A 14,975-nucleotide genomic window follows, 5' to 3' on the forward strand; every position below is an offset into this window, starting at 1 on the left:
TAGGATGTTTTTAAATATAACAATAAAAATCCCGCAATAATTAACAGGTAATTACTGTCAGTTGCTATATTAGCTACTTAACAATATCATCCTTTTCAATATCTATTATTTCTGCATCTGTATTTCTCTCTATAAAATCTATAATACTTTCCATGGTAGAATCTACTTTACCTATATCACCACATACTGCTGAAATACCTATAATTATGCTTTGATGAATATCCCTATTATCTACTTCCGCTACGGATATATTGAATTTGTTTTTTAATTTTTGAACTATACTTCTAACTACCATTCTTTTTTCCTTAAGTGAATGGGACCAGGATGCCCTTAAAGTAACTCGCATAATTAAAATCCTCATTTAAATCTCCTTTAACATAATATTTTTGTTCACTAAATTAGTATTATATTTATATTATTTTCTATCCAGCAAAAATTAACTTTATTAATAAAAGCCGTGAATTTTATTAATAATCACGGCTTTTATTATTTTATTTCTTATTTTAATTACTAGTATTTGTACTTCCGCTTGTAGCTGGTGAGGTTGATGATGAGTTTGTACTACTTGTACCCGATTCATTTTTCGTATCTTTACTTGTATCTGATGAACCACTACTAGATGTATTACCAGTATTAGATGTATTATTTTCACTCTTTTGTGTATTTGAAGAACCATCACTAGAAGTTGTTCCACTCTTTTGATTATTCGTATCTGAATTTGTATTGGTATTAGTAGTTGTACTTGGTGTTGATGTACCAGTATCTGAATTCTTTGTTGTACCTGAACCAGAACTTGTATTTGTGTTACTTTTTTCAGGATTCGTATTTGTATTACTTTTTGTATTGCTTTTTTGTGTAGTTGAACCTGTGCTTGTATTACTTTTATCTGTTGTTTTTGCCTTATCTGTTGGAGTTTTGTTAACATTAGTTTGTGCACTATTATCTTTAACATTATCAGTCGGTGCTTTAAATGATAATTTCACCAATATCACAGCAAGAACCACAAAAACAATAACCGAACCCAATATAATTGTTCTTTTAGCTTTGCTAAGTCTACCACCACTACCATTACTACCTAGTTCTGCATCCTTAGGCGTTGTATTTAGTACATATTCCTTAATACCTTTAGGTATACTTAATAAATAAGCTAGTACACCATTTTTGCTTTCAGAATCTATTTCCTTAAAATTTTCAGGTGATCTAAGTGCAATAAGTGGTGCACTAGGATTTTCCACATATATCGTGACTGAAAATTTATCTCCTTTACTTATAAAAGGCATAGAAATATCTACATTATTTTCTTTAATAGTTGAATTAAATTTCAAACCATTAGTTATTCTGGCATCAGCAATCTTTAAACCACTTCGTTTACTCTGTATGTTTAGTGTCAAATCATGAACCGTTTTCTTTGACATGTTACTTACATTAACTTTGTATGCATATACTTTTTTCCCATTCATTTGAAGTGGCACACATTTTTCTTTCTTTAAAAGTATCCTCGGCGCTACATTTTTAACGTAATCTAACAATAAACCAGATATAATTGATATCATTATAGTAACAATTGCAGTTTTAATAACATTTATCATATTATTTTCGCTTCCTCACTTTTTTCTGATTTTACTTAATAAATTATAAGATAGATATATATTTGTGTCAAACTAAAAAATTATGAACAATTAAATACAATATTTGTAACAATTTACTTTACCCACCATAGTTTATCTTATATATCTTCGTAAAAATTAAAAATATACCTATACTCCTAATATATTTACTAATATTCTGCTTTAAACATGATATAATTATTTTATAATATATAATTATTTTGAAAAATTACGCAATACTTACAATGGTATTGTTATAGGAGGTGATTTTTTGAGAAAAATAAATGCTATTTTAATTTCAGCACTAATTTTTCTTCTAATAGTACACAGTGGTATAGCTGTATTAAGTATGCTAAAAATAATACATTGTAAAGGAATCATTTATACACTAGGTAGTATTGCGGCTCTACTTCTAATTTTCCACATAATAATAAGTCTAATACTTATGATTAATAATATGAGAAAAAAACCATCTATTAAGTTTTATTCAAATATAAATAAAGATACTGTTCTCCAAAACTTAACAGGAATATTGATTATTATATTAATTCCAGTGCATATATTTTTTAGTGAATTACAGCAGTTTTCTATTACACCACCATTAAATTTACTTACTGCTATTCACGGAACTATAGAAATTATATTCATAACATTAATATGTATACATTTATGCATTGGTATACCTAAATTACTTATTACATATGGTAATCTTGCTGACTTGAAGAGTTATAGCCTATGTAAAAAATTTGTTTCAATAATTTCAATAGTAATATGGCTAATTTTTATATTCGGAATAATTATGTACTTTTTTATTCCACTATTATAAAACTTGGAGGTAATTATGAATAAAATATTGGTTATCGGCTCTGGACTTGCGGGCTTATCAGCTGCTGTAAAAAGTGCAGAACTAGAGCAAGAGGTTATACTTGCAGCTCCCTCTCCATCTGAACGTTCACAATCTGTTATGGCCATGGGAGGAATAAATGCTGCTTTAAATACAAAAGGGCAAAATGATTCAATAGAAGAACATTATAAGGACACAATTGCTGGAGGAAATGGATTAAATGATCCTAGTGCAGTAAAAAAACTTACTCTTGATGCTCCAAAAATTTTAAAATGGCTTGATTCTCTTGGCACTAGCTTTACAAGAGATGAGAATGGCAGTATTGATTTAAGATATTTTGGTGGACAAAAAAAAATGAGGACTGCATATGCCGGTGCCCGTACTGGAAAACAATTAGTAACTGCTTTAGTAACAGAATGTAGAAAATACGAGGCACAAAATAAAATAACTAGGATGAATGGCTGGAGAATGCTTTCATTAATTTTAACTGAAGCAAAAGAATGTGCCGGTGCAATTCTTTTAAATGAAATTACAAATGAAATTAAAGCTATTAACTCAGATGTTGTTATTATGGCGACAGGTGGTCCTAATAAAGTATTTGGTAAGACAACTGGTTCTTGTCAGTGCGATGGTAGCGCTACTGGTTCAGCATTCCTTCAAGGAGTTGAATTAGGCAACCCTGAAATGGTTCAATATCATCCCACAACAATTAGCACACCTATAAAGAGAATGCTCATCACTGAAGCAGCAAGAGGACAGGGAGGTAGACTTTTTACTTTTAAAAATGGCAAACCCTGGTACTTTATGGAAGAATGGTATCCTGAAATGGGTGCATTAATGCCACGTGATGTTGTTTCAAGAAGTATTTATAAAGTATGTAACGAAATGAAACTTGGAATAAATAATAAAAATGAAGTTTATCTTGATATAACACATCTTCCTAAAGATTTAATACTCACAAAATTAGATGAAGTAGTTGATGTTTGCATGAAATATTTAGAGCTTAATCCAACAAAAAAACCTATACCAGTATATCCTGGTGTACACTACTTTATGGGTGGAATAAGGACAAATGCAAACCACAATACGAATATACCGCGCCTATTTGCAGCTGGTGAATGTTCTTGTCAATATCACGGTGCAAACAGATTAGGCGGAAACTCAACCTTAGGTGCTATTCACGGTGGCATAATATCTGCTATAGAAGCTTCAAAACTCAATAAAATCTCCACCTCTGAACAAAATACAGCATCAAAAAAATGTCTTTTAAGTGAACTTGAAATTTATTCAAAATGGAAAAATGAAAAATATAATGATAAATTATCTCTAAAAAAAATACAAAACTCAATTCAAGAAATAATGGTAAAGAGTATGGGAATATATCGCAAGAAAGAAGATTTAGAAAAAGCTGATACTGAACTCTTGAAGCTTTATAAAGAATCCTTATCTGTAGGAAAACAAGGCACTTACTATGAATGTAGGAGTATTCCAAATACCATATTAGTCGCGCGCGCTATGATTAAAGGTGCCTTATCACGAAAAGAAAGTAGAGGTGCACATCAAAGATTAGATTATACATCAAAAGATGATAAAAACTTCAAAAAAACCACCTGTGTCACCTACGAAAATAAAAATATAATGGTCAAGTTCAAAAACTTAATATAGTAGAAAGGAGTATTATATGAAAAGCTTAAAAATAATTATACTAAGGCAAAAAACAAAAGTTAGTGAACCATATCTCCAAAGTTTTTATTATCAAGGAAATCTACATATACCTGTAACAACTTTGTTAGAAAAATTAAATAGTAACGAGCCACTAATCGATGCTGAAGGAAATGAAGCTGACTATATACATTTTGAATGTAGTTGTGAACAAGGTTTATGCGGAAGCTGTTCTATGGTTATTAATGGAACTCCTTCTCTAGCCTGTCAAGTATTTTGTGATAACATTATTGATGAAAATAATACTATTAAAATAGAACCTTTAAGTAAATTCCCCGTTATTTGTGACTTAATAGTTGATAGGCAGGAAATGTTTAACACAATGAAAGAAATGGAGCTTTGGTTGACTTCTTTAGCTAAAGTTAACCCTGATAAAGTCCCCTTTCAGTATGATGTATCACAATGCCTAATGTGTGGATTATGTTTAGAAGCATGTCCGAATTATGCCAAAGGTGATTTTTTTGCAGGCGCACCTGCTGCTGTAGCTTCAATAAAAATGATTGAACAAGAGCAAGATCTTAATCACAAAACTTTCATAAAAAAAATCTATAAGAAAAAAGTTTTCAATGGTTGTTCTAAAGCTCTTGCTTGCCAGAACATTTGTCCCATGAAGATACCAACTCAAATTGCTATGTCTAAAATGAATAAATTATCTGTATGGAAAATGTGGCAATTATTTAGTAAAGACAAATAACAGAGGGCTATTCCTCTGCTATTTGTTATCTTCAGGAAATACAATACCACTTTTATTTCTAGCAATTGTTTGAACTTCACTAACTGTAAGACTATGCTCTAACATTTTGTAGCAACTTTTAAAATCATTATTTTTAACCATATCTACAAATTCAATAAATTCATTAACCATACGATGGTCATAATTATTTTCATTTATTAAAGACTCCGTTCCATCATTCATCATTAACTGAAAGCCCTCACAGACATTTGCTGGAGTATCTTGATATATGCATCCCTTGTCTCCTTGAATATTATTTGCAATAGGTGCCCTGCAGTCCTTAGCTCCAATACACACACACTTAAAAGTTTCATATTCTAATATCAATACTCCTGATGTATCTATTCCTTTTTCAATATTTGGGTAATATTCAACATTTTTAGGTTTTCCAAATAGTCCAACTACATAGTGAATGTTGTAAATATTCAAATCCATCAGTGCACCACCAGAAAATTTAGGATCGAAGGCTGGCAATACCTTACCTTCTTTAAAACCATTGTACCTACTAGAATATTGAGAATAATTGCATTGAACAATCTTTATATTCCCTAGTTTTTTAACAAGCTCTTTAATTTTTCTATAGTTTGGAAGATATTGATTAGTAATTGCCTCAAATATAAACAATTTTTTTTCTTTAGCTAAATTAGCCAATTCTACGGCTTCTTTATAATTTGTAGTAATAGGCTTTTCTATAATAATATTTTTATTTGCATAAAGTGCTTTCCTTGCAAATTCGAAGTGCAAATTATTAGGAAGCGCAATATATAGGGTATCCGCTTCACTACTTAATACCTCTTGATAATCGTAATAGATATTTTTTATTCCATATTCTCTTTTTAACTCCTCCATGTTTTCCCTATTGCTTTCTCTACCGAAAATAGAATCCAAATCTAAATCTTTTATATGTGATTTAATACTTAAAAAATCCTTTACAATCATTCCAGCACCTATTATAGCTAATTTCACTTTACATCACCTCTACTTATAACTTTTACTCCATCATAAGCTGCCAAAATCAACTTAGTAACCTCTGTTGTAAATATAGATGTTTCGATAACTCCTGTAATATTTTTCAAATCAAAATTTAACTTTTTAAAATCATCTATATTTTCAAATTTTACGTCTAACAATAGGTTTCCATCCTCAGTAATTAAATATCCATCCTTATTATTACTAGTTCTAACTGAAAATTCACCACCTAATTCACTTACACTCCTACATACATATTTCAGTGAATCTTTTACTATTTCCAATGCTACAGGGAATTTAAAGGTCAATTTCTTTTTTAATTTGCTTTTATCTATAAGAAGTATATATTCCTTAGCCATAGCACCAACTATTTTTTCTTTTGTAAAAACACCACCGGCACCTTTTGATGCATAAAAATCCTCATCTACTTCACAGCAGCCATCAAAAGCAACATCTACTTTATCTACTAAACATGCTTCAACCACTTCTATTCCATATTTAAAACAAAGCTTTCTTGTGTTATCAGATGGTGTTACCACTTTAATTTTTAAATTTTCCTTACTTATAAGTTCAATTAAACAAGCAATATTTCTTCCTGCCCCTAACCCAACTATAAAATTGTTTTTAATATATTCCACAGCCTTTTTAGCACATAACTTTCTTAAAATTTCTTCATCCACCGTCATTCCCTCACATTTTCTATTTTAAATCCTTTATCCCTGTTTCTAATATTTCCATCTGTAGTAATATCTCATCATCAGTTATAGTTTTATTTTTACCATTTATAATAGCTTCATATAAATCATCATATACTCTTCCGTAGTCACCATTTACAGACTTAACTTTTTCTTCATGCATATCTCCAGCATCATCTATATATGTGAGAACTCCATAATGCTCAAAGTTATCAACACCAAAGTCTTTATTATTGGGCATATAAAATAACTTTAAATGCTCTTCTTGCCTATCCTTTTTCTCTTTAATAAATGAACCCTTTTTACCATAAACAACAAAACTAGGTCTTTCTTTAATTCTAAAATAGCTTGATTTAACAGATATTTTTAATACTCCATAATATAAATCTAAATCAAAGTAATCATTCATTCTTCCAGTCCCTAAAAGCTGTCTTACATCATAATGTATATTATCTGGCTTTCCAAAATAACTAATAACCTGATCTAAAGTATGACACGCGTGACCATATAAATACGATGAATGTGGATTAAAATTATTAATAGACTCTGGAACTTCTGGTCTGTAATAATCAAAATGCATTTCTATTTCTAATAATTCTCCTAATTTTCCAGACTCAATAACCTTTTGAACCGTTAAAAAATCACTATCAAAACGTCTATTTTGATAAGGCTGTACAATCAAGCCTTTTTCCTTTGCTAATTTAAATACTTCTTTTGCCTGACTTAAATTTTCCATAAAAGGTTTTTCTACTAAACAATGTTTGCCATGTTCTAATACTTTTTTTGCATACTCATAATGACTGTTATGCAGCGTGCATACAACTATTAATTGTATTTCATCATCGTTTAGTAATTCATCTATATTTGATGTATACTTTACACCTTCTATTCTCTTCCATTTTTCATGGTCTGGATTTCTCTGATAAATAGTTTTAACCTTAATATTATTTCTTTGAAGCACAAATGGTAGATGATATCTATTAGTACTCTTTCCATTTCCTATATAACCAATTGTAAGCATAATTCTCCTCCATATTTAAATTATTTATTATTTCTTATTCTATCTATAATTTCCATTATATCTATGGAATCCTTAAAGCTCATAATTTCGCTTTGAAGCTTTCCTTCTTCTATACACTTTACTACCTCTTTAATCTGATATTCAAATCCATTTATTTCAAATGGCAGTTCTAATTTTTCTTCTTTTCCATCAATACAAATATAAGCTTCAGTTGCATTTGAAAATCTAACTACACGAATTCTACCCTTTGTTCCAATAATGTCAGCTTCACGAGTAGTATCAAGGTTTATAGCTGCATAAAGTTGTGCTTGTATTCCATTTTTATATCCTAAATTTATTGAAACACATTCATCTACTCCTGTTTTTCCTATATAAAAGTTACTTTTAATACTTTCAGGATAATTACCCAAAATAAATGCACTATAGGATACTGTATAAATCCCTACATCAAGGAGTGCACCTCCACCTAAGTCCTTATCAAACAATCTACTTTCTCTGTCAAAAGGAGCCGTAAATCCGAAGTCTGCTTTAAGTAAACGTACTTCTCCTATTCTACCTTCTGAAATAATTTCTTTAACTTTTTTATTAATTGGTAAAAATCTAGTTTTCATAGCCTCCATAAAAAACACTTTTTCTTCTTTAGCCACATCTATTATTTCACTAATTTCATTTTTATTTATGGTAACAGGTTTTTCACACAATACTGCTTTACCACTTCTAAGACATAATATAGATACCTTTTTATGTAATGTATTTGGTAGAGCAATATATACTGCATCAACTTTTTTATCTTCAATAAGCTTTTCATAGCTTTCATAACATTTTTCTGGTGGTACCCCATAGACTTTTCCAAATGCTTCAGATTTTTCTTTACTTCTTGCTGCAACCGCTTCAATTTCTACTGAATCCATAGCCCTAATTGTCTTTGCAAACTTGCCTGCAATATTTCCTAGTCCTATTATTCCCCACTTTATCTTTCCCATATTACCCCTCCTTGACTATATTATAATAACTTTACTTCTATAATCTCAAATCAAAATATTTCACCATAAAAAGTGAAAACAATTAATCCTATATTAAAAAGCTATAGAATTAATTGTTTATGTTCCTTAAAATATTCTGCTATAGTGTTTATATCATTATCATAGAATTCAGGATTTATTCTAATAAAGGGGATATCTGTTAAATCTGCTATAGTTGAAGTTGTAATTATAAGTTCCACATTTTTAAGTTTTTCTTTATCTTCATACATAAATTCTTGATAATCATAACATCTAGCTATGTTTATTTTTTCTCCAAAATTATTTTTAATTTTATACTTTATGAAATCCACTATACTTTCATCATAATCACATACTATTATTGTTTTTAAACTATGACTTTTAAATCCACACATAACTACTAACTGAATAGTTATATATGCTAGATCAATTGATTTCACCTCTAGATTAAATTTCCTTTTGATTATAGCTTTAATTTCAGCTGCCATTTTAAATTCTGCTTTATAATTTTTAGCTATATTTTTATCTATCTTATTTGATATACAATGCCTATATTTTAACCTGTTTATCATTGGAGCTATATATAATAGAAGCTTACACTTATTATCCTTGTTATTTCTTAAATCCATTCTAAATTTATCATATAAAACCTTTAAAAATTCATTTACTACATATATAGCTTCTTTGGTCTCTATATTTTTAATATCTGTTCCTGATATAAATTGCTTAGATTTAAAACAATTTTGCAAGTTAATCCATTCTGATTTAGATAGCTTATATCCAAATTTTTTCTCAATTTTATTTCTTATGCTAGCTATAACTCCAGTAAGCTCTCCCTCTATTTCCTTTAGCTCAACCCCCTGCTTTTGCCTATTAATTGCAACTAATAGCTCGTAACAAAATAGCTGATAACTGTGACCTGATAAATAATATCCCCACTTTTTTGTCTCATAATTTACTATATGATAAAGCTTTCTCGACTCTTCAATTACATTCTTACCATCAAATATGTAACTCCAGTACTTTGAAACAGTACTTATTTTAATTCTTATAGCTAAAATCCAACTAATAATATTTCTTTTTTCTATTTCATTAGCTTTAAGTGTTATCTCACCATTTAAAGGATAACTTATTGATAACCTAAAATTTTCTTTCATCCATTTATTGATAGCTGTAATATCATTGTTTAAGGTAGCCTCAGATATATGAAGCCCTTCTAATAACTCTTCTTTTAAAATGTACTTTTTATCAATAAGATTGAACAATATATACACCTTACGTTCTATTGGATCACTAGGGTTTTCACGTATATACTCGTAATCTATTACCGACCTAATAACATTATTTTTCTTTAAAGTATCCTTATCCACCTTATTCAAAAAGTATCCTTTTTTTATACTAGACTCTACCTTGACATTATATTTTTCTAATAAATTATTAATGTTTTTAATATCACTTCTTATTGTCCTTACTGTTACATTACAAATTCTAGCTAATTCCCCTCCTACAATTCCTTCTTCAGCATTAAAAATTAAGTTCAAAATGTCCCTATGCCTTCGATTCAAATTTATACACCTACTTTACTCTAAATTTAAATCCTCATATAATATCCAAAAATTCTTCTTCATTCAAAAATTTTATACTCTGTCCCTTTTCTTTTAAAATTACAGCTTTTCTAAACTTATTACTCATTTCTTCTAATCTTAAACCCTTTATATTTTTCATATTAGAAACTAACATTGTAGTTTTTCTTGTAACTGAACTTCCTGTACTTCCACTGCATTTTCTAACTAATATCATAGCTTCATCTCTAGACATGGATTGTAATCTTCCAGTAAATACTACTACCTCTTTTTCTAATGCATTATATCTTAAATTTTCAAAAATGCTTTTTTTCTTATGAGAATATATTCTATTAGAGGTTTTCTTCACAATACCTTTTGTCTGTGATGGTGTGTATCCTTCTTTATCCACACTTCCAAGTGTTACTCCGACTAAACTAGCTAGTTTGTTTATATCATCACACTTTAACTCTTCTTCTATATTAATTAGTATATTGCTACAAGCAAGAGCATCATATAAAGCATCATGGTGCTTAAACTCATACCCTAGAAAATTATTTACTGTATTTAATTTTACATTTTCTATGCCTTTATAAAAGTTCTTAGCAAGTTTCATAGTACAAATGTAACTAAACTTAGGTAACTCTATATTATAAAGCTCAGCACTCCTTCTTAAAACTGATATATCAAATGCTGCATTGTGTGCTACTATTAAACTCTCATTAAAATAGTGCTTAATCTTATTCCACACCTCATCAAACTCTGGTTCATTTTCAACCATTGCAGGTCTTATTCCATGAATTCCAATATTAATGGGCATAAATCTCATTTCCTTAGGTCTTATCAAATAATGAATTTTTTCTACTACTTTATTATCCTTAACAACAACAATACCAATAGAACATGGACTATTTCTCTTTTCATTTGCAGTTTCAAAATCTATAGCTATAAAATTCATTTTATCCTCCATACATATAAATTTCATATGAAAATATAATAATATTTTACCATACAACTTATTTCAAGACTTTATCAATATTTTATTTATGATAAAATATCTTTAGAGTATTAAAATATTATCATCTTTCTTAACAATTATACATAATGTATTCATTCTACTAGGGGGAACCTAATGAAGAAAAAAATTATTATTGCCCTGATACTTTTCTTAACAATTATTTTAATCCCACTAACAAATTTAAAGAGGTCGGAGGAAAATCGAAATACTATGTCATATGGAGTTTTTACTGGTTTACCATCAAAGGATATAAATAAATTACTTTCTTATAAAGAAGTTGTAATTGATGCTTCCTTTTATAGTAAGTCACAAATTGATTTTTTACACAAACATGGAATAAAGGTTTATAGTTACTTAAATATTGGTTCACTTGAAACCTTTAGATCCTACTACAGCAATTTTAAGAACTTGACATTAGACAACTATGAACATTGGTCAGACGAAAAATGGTTAGACGTGAGTAATCCTCTCTGGATTGATTATGCAGTTAATACCTTAGGTAGTGAATTAAAACATAAAGATATTGACGGTTTCTTCTTAGATAACTTAGATGTATATTCAAAATACAGAAATGATAACACTTTTAATGGTTTAATATCCATAATAAAGGGATTAAACGCTAAATATAGTCTCCCTGTTATAGCTAATGGTGGATTTGATTTCTTTAAAGCCGCCGAAAATAAAGGTATATCCATAAAAAGTCTAGTATGTGGTATTACTATGGAAAGTGTCTACACTTCAATCGACTTCAATAATAACAACAAATTCACTATTAATTCTATAAGTAACAGAGACGCTTATATTAACTATCTAAAATCCTTAAAAGCTAAAGGTATTGACATTTATATAATAGAATATTCTAAAGATAATTCTTTAAATAAAACTATTGAAAGCTACTACAGTAATTTAGGTTTTAAAGTATATATTTCAAGTAGTATCAATTTAAACTAATACTTTAATATAATTTATTAACTATTGCAGTAAAAATCCCTGTTTTCTCTTTATAGATTATAGGTTGAGAACAGAAGGTTATATAGTCTATATCATTTAAAAAACCATTCAAATTAATTAAGGCAACTATTAATGATATAAAAGCTGCTAAAAAATATCCTACTCCATAATAATTTTGACCTAACTTCAAACTTACTAAAGTAAAAATTGTATTTAAAATTAAAAATGTACTAGTAGATATAACTGCACCTTTTCTATTTTCAAAATATAAATCTATTAATATAACTGTAAACATGCTTATAGAGCAATATGCCCCTAGCGTTAAGATTTTAAATATATCTATTGAGATTTGTGATAATCCAATAAAAGGAAGTAAATAATGTCCTAATGCCAGAAAAACAATACTAAAAAAGAGCTGTATTTCCATTAGTCTAAATATTTCTTGATATAGTACTAAAATCATATCCTCTCTAGCATTTTTTATATCTTTTAAACTTCCTCCCAATATAATTTGTGAATAATATTCTTTATACTCTCCATAGAACGAAGTCTCAAGTGATATTGAGAATATTATAGAAGCAGGAAAGGTAGTAAGTAATGCATAAAAGGTGGGCACATCATATACAGTTGCAAAGGTATAAGTATGAAGTACTACTTCTTTTAAATCTCCGCCCCAAAAAATAAAATTATGGATATAAAGAGCTAAAGTATAAAAAACACATATTATAAATAATGAATAGTATCTATCGATATATTTTAAAAAATCAAAATATTCACCCTCATTGCTTTTAAAGAATATCCTTATATAAAACATTAACAAGGTTACTATTATAAATATTCCAATATCAAAAGAAAAAAGCGATATCTGTATAGGATTTATTTTACTTGCTTTCAAAATTACAGTTCCTATAATAGCAGCTGTTACAAGACCTATTAAAAAGCTTTTTACTATTTTTGTATAATCCTTAAGTGCACTTAAATACGAGGTTTCCAACCACATTATTACTAATTCTATAAAAAGAATATATGTAAAAAATTTAGTATAAGCATTAATAGGTGACCTTAAAAAAAATAGTGCACCTATAATACCACTTATAAACACACAAATAGTTATAACGCCATATAACGAAGGCAGGATTTTACCATATTCCTTAGCAAAAAGTTTGTCTGATATATATCTTGTAACTATCATAGAAAATCCACTTGTTATGATTTGCGAAAATATAAAACAATATAAGGTAGAAGCTAAAAATAGTCGTCTATCAGCAAAAGAAACCTTTGACAAAAGCATAATGGTTTGAAAAAAGGCAATTGCTGCTATGCAAAGTACCTGTGGTCCAACTATTATTACAGATGAATACATTAAAGTTCTAAAATCAAGAAAAATACTTTTATGATTGTATAATTTTTTTAATTGAAATCCTATTCCAGCCATTATAATCTCCTTTCATAGCCTTTATATATAGCTTTATATTCATTTATAAACTTTTCACGTGTATATCTTTTAGAAATTCTCTTAAATCCATTTTCCCCCATTTTTAACCTTAATTCTTCATCTTTACACAACTTTATAAGCGCATTTCCCATTTTCATGTAATTCATAACAGGAACCACAATTCCAGCACTTCCAAAACCATCATCTGATCCATAAATGAGTTCACTGCAACTACCTACATTTGTTGTTACAAAAGGCTTTTTACATGCCATTCCTTCAAGTATTGCAAGTGGCTGACCCTCACTTATGCTGCTTAGAACCATTATATCCATTTTACCTATATAGTCCTTTACATTTACTCTTCCTGTAAAAAACACATTATCTAATTTTAATTCATGTGTAAGTTCTACACACTCTCTGTAGTAATCCTCGTCTTCATCTATAGGACCTATCAAATAGAAATTACAATTTTTTATTTCATAAGCTACAATTGCAAAACTTTCAATCATTGTTTTAATATCTTTTATCGGTACAACTCTTAAAACCGAACCTATATTTATAATATTTTTATCTTCCTTTTCAGTATCTACATCAGAAAAGTCTTCTACTGATATTCCATTCTCAACTATTCCAATCTTATTAGGATTACATCCAAGTTCAATTTCGATTTCTTTATTTTTATTAAACAAAGTTATAACCTTATCAGCCGAAATATAAGAACATCTTGAAAGCGTATAGAAAAACTCAATCCACATATCCTTTAAGTAGCTTTTTATCCACTTTGATTTTATTATTTCTTCTTCTCTTTCCCTCGTATATATTCCATGTTCAGTTATTATAAATGGTTTTTTATATAAAATGCTAGCTAAACTTCCTGCTGCTCCTGCATATCCTGTAGATACACTATGATACAAATCTGCTTTTGGCATCTCATTACTTATAATATAGAATAGAGGAAGCAGCATAGCACGAACTCCCCAAAAAAATTCATTGAAGGGTATGTCTGGATACTTCTCTTCATAAGCTGAAACTACTATATTAAAAAAGTTCTTACTCATAAAAAAATCAGTTGTTTTTTTTAATTTTTCACTTCTCAAAAAATCATATAAAAAATTAAACTCTACCTTTCCTCCAATAATAAGATTTCTTATGGATGCTTCTTCCCTTTCACTTATATCATAACTTTTTCTCAAGGATGATTTTTGTTTCAATATATAATCTAAAAATATTTCTTTTACCTCTACAACATTTTTAGGCAGCTCATATTTATACTTCCCTTTTAACTTTTCCTCTGCAACAATGCAGTATAATACAAATTGATGCTCTGGCATTTGTCTTATAAGCATATGAACCCAACTAGAGACTCCACCTGTAATATGAGGATAACTGCCTTCACAAATCAAACAAATCTTCATAA

14 protein-coding genes are annotated in these 14,975 nt (G+C 28.8%); 4 read left to right on the plus strand and 10 right to left on the minus strand.

What is annotated here, in order from left to right:
- Positions 1–73 precede the first annotated feature (73 nt).
- On the minus strand, positions 74–361 hold the full coding sequence (locus CLFE_RS17875; RefSeq protein WP_077894364.1) for a DUF503 domain-containing protein: 288 nt from the start codon (positions 359–361) through the stop codon (positions 74–76).
- A gap of 142 nt (positions 362–503) precedes the next feature.
- Positions 504–1,589, minus strand: a complete 1,086-nt coding sequence (locus CLFE_RS17880; protein WP_077894363.1) for a hypothetical protein — start codon at positions 1,587–1,589, stop codon at positions 504–506.
- Positions 1,590–1,878: 289 nt separating this feature from the next.
- On the opposite strand from CLFE_RS17880, the gene CLFE_RS17885 reads away from it, so the two are divergent.
- Genes CLFE_RS17885 through CLFE_RS17895 form a run of 3 tightly spaced genes read left to right on the plus strand, consistent with a single transcriptional unit; the run spans position 1,879 to position 4,867 of the window.
- Positions 1,879–2,433, plus strand: coding sequence for a hypothetical protein (locus tag CLFE_RS17885; protein WP_077834090.1), 555 nt, complete (start codon positions 1,879–1,881; stop codon positions 2,431–2,433).
- A 15-nt stretch (positions 2,434–2,448) separates the two neighbouring features.
- Positions 2,449–4,116, plus strand: coding sequence for an FAD-binding protein (locus CLFE_RS17890; RefSeq protein ID WP_077894362.1), 1,668 nt, complete (start codon positions 2,449–2,451; stop codon positions 4,114–4,116).
- Positions 4,117–4,132: 16 nt separating this feature from the next.
- Positions 4,133–4,867: a 2Fe-2S iron-sulfur cluster-binding protein gene (locus CLFE_RS17895; RefSeq protein ID WP_077894361.1), complete on the plus strand. Its 735-nt coding sequence runs from the start codon at positions 4,133–4,135 to the stop codon at positions 4,865–4,867.
- A gap of 18 nt (positions 4,868–4,885) precedes the next feature.
- Here the strand turns inward: CLFE_RS17895 and CLFE_RS17900 are convergent, their stop codons facing one another.
- From CLFE_RS17900 to CLFE_RS17925, 6 genes are all read right to left on the minus strand, one after another.
- On the minus strand, positions 4,886–5,872 hold the full coding sequence (locus CLFE_RS17900; protein WP_077894360.1) for a Gfo/Idh/MocA family protein: 987 nt from the start codon (positions 5,870–5,872) through the stop codon (positions 4,886–4,888).
- Positions 5,869–6,555: a ribose 5-phosphate isomerase A gene (gene rpiA, locus CLFE_RS17905; RefSeq protein ID WP_077894359.1), complete on the minus strand. Its 687-nt coding sequence runs from the start codon at positions 6,553–6,555 to the stop codon at positions 5,869–5,871. Before rpiA ends, CLFE_RS17900 begins: the two co-directional genes overlap by 4 nt.
- A gap of 19 nt (positions 6,556–6,574) precedes the next feature.
- On the minus strand, positions 6,575–7,591 hold the full coding sequence (locus CLFE_RS17910) for an oxidoreductase (RefSeq protein WP_077894358.1): 1,017 nt from the start codon (positions 7,589–7,591) through the stop codon (positions 6,575–6,577).
- A 20-nt stretch (positions 7,592–7,611) separates the two neighbouring features.
- Positions 7,612–8,574 carry a Gfo/Idh/MocA family protein gene (locus CLFE_RS17915; RefSeq protein WP_077894357.1) on the minus strand — a complete coding sequence of 321 codons (963 nt, stop codon included), beginning with the start codon at positions 8,572–8,574 and terminating at the stop codon, positions 7,612–7,614.
- A 101-nt stretch (positions 8,575–8,675) separates the two neighbouring features.
- On the minus strand, positions 8,676–10,157 hold the full coding sequence (locus CLFE_RS17920) for a BglG family transcription antiterminator (protein ID WP_077894356.1): 1,482 nt from the start codon (positions 10,155–10,157) through the stop codon (positions 8,676–8,678).
- A 34-nt stretch (positions 10,158–10,191) separates the two neighbouring features.
- The gene (locus tag CLFE_RS17925; protein WP_077894355.1) at positions 10,192–11,112 is read right to left on the minus strand and encodes an exonuclease domain-containing protein; all 921 of its coding nucleotides are present in this window, start codon (positions 11,110–11,112) and stop codon (positions 10,192–10,194) included.
- Positions 11,113–11,286: 174 nt separating this feature from the next.
- On the opposite strand from CLFE_RS17925, the gene CLFE_RS17930 reads away from it, so the two are divergent.
- Positions 11,287–12,123 (plus strand): endo alpha-1,4 polygalactosaminidase, encoded by an 837-nt coding sequence (locus CLFE_RS17930; protein WP_077894354.1) that lies wholly within the window; start codon positions 11,287–11,289, stop codon positions 12,121–12,123.
- A gap of 4 nt (positions 12,124–12,127) precedes the next feature.
- Here CLFE_RS17930 and pelG read toward each other — a convergent pair whose 3' ends face one another.
- Entirely contained in the window at positions 12,128–13,558 is a 1,431-nt protein-coding gene (pelG, locus tag CLFE_RS17935; protein WP_077894353.1) for an exopolysaccharide Pel transporter PelG, read from the minus strand.
- Entirely contained in the window at positions 13,558–14,973 is a 1,416-nt protein-coding gene (gene pelF, locus CLFE_RS17940) for a GT4 family glycosyltransferase PelF (protein WP_077853429.1), read from the minus strand. Before pelF ends, pelG begins: the two co-directional genes overlap by 1 nt.
- Between the last annotated feature and the right edge of the window lie 2 nt (positions 14,974–14,975).

This window comes from Clostridium felsineum DSM 794, assembly GCF_002006355.2.
Lineage (GTDB): Bacteria > Bacillota > Clostridia > Clostridiales > Clostridiaceae > Clostridium_S > Clostridium_S felsineum.